This is a genomic window from Mesorhizobium sp. M8A.F.Ca.ET.021.01.1.1 (genome assembly GCF_003998025.1).
GTDB lineage: Bacteria > Pseudomonadota > Alphaproteobacteria > Rhizobiales > Rhizobiaceae > Mesorhizobium.
This window is the reverse complement of the sequence record NZ_RZSJ01001008.1, coordinates 1-926: the sequence shown is the minus strand read 5'-3', so window position 1 is coordinate 926 and position 926 is coordinate 1. Positions and strand designations below refer to the sequence as shown.

Here is a 926-nt window from a genome sequence, read left to right as displayed (position 1 = left end):
AGCTTGGCCTCCGAAGCCGCACTGGCGAACTTGTTCCACGGGCAAGCGGCGAGGCAGTCGTCGCAGCCATAGATGCGGTTGCCGATCGCCTCGCGGAATTCATGCGGGATCGGCCCCTTATTCTCGATGGTGAGGTAGGAGATGCAGCGCCGCGCATCGAGCCTATAAGGCGCCGGGAACGCGTCGGTCGGGCAAGCGTCGAGGCAGGCGCGGCAAGAGCCGCAATGGTCGATCTCGGCCTCGTCGGGTGCCAGTTCGGCCGTGGTGAAGATGGTGCCGAGGAACAGCCAGGAGCCGTGCTCGCGGCTGACCAGATTGGTGTGTTTTCCCTGCCAGCCCAGCCCTGCTGCCTCGGCCAGCGGCTTTTCCATGACGGGTGCGGTGTCGACGAACACCTTCACGTCGCCGCCGGCGCGTGCGACGATCTTGCCGGCGATTTCTTTCAGCCGGCCCTTCATCACCTCGTGATAGTCGCGGTTTTGCGCATAGACCGAGATCGCGCCACGGTCGTGCTTCGACAACAGGTCGCGCGGGTCACGGTCAGGCCCGTAGTTCATCGCCAGCACGACGATCGAGCGCACGTCGGGCCAAAGCGTGGAGGGCTCGCTGCGGCGCGCAATCGTCTCAGCGATCCAGTCCATGGAGCCGTGAAAGCCATCGGCGACGAATTCGGCGAGTCTCGCCGGCGCCAGCGGGATCGCATCGGGAGTGGTGACGGCGACGGCATCGAAGCCGGCGCGCCGTGCCTCCGCGTCGATCAGCGCACGCAGTTTTGCCGCGTCAGAAGTCGAGGTCCGCATAGTGCGACACCGGCGACAGGCCGCGCACGCGGTCGGTCAAGAGCGGCCGGAACGAAGGCCGCGACTTCACCCGCGTGTACCATTCGCGCGCAGCGGGATGTTCGCGCCAGTCGATCTCGCCGAGAT

1 protein-coding gene and 1 pseudogene are annotated in these 926 nt (G+C 66.2%); both read right to left on the bottom strand.

Features of this window, described 5'->3' with window-relative positions:
- A partial coding sequence (queG, locus tag EOA36_RS36230) for a tRNA epoxyqueuosine(34) reductase QueG (protein WP_127281302.1) occupies window positions 1-800 on the bottom strand: 800 nt, incomplete at its 3' end.
- Window positions 781-926: pseudogene (locus tag EOA36_RS36225) on the bottom strand (glutathione S-transferase family protein); the annotation flags it as partial. The gene queG and the pseudogene EOA36_RS36225, both read right to left, overlap by 20 nt.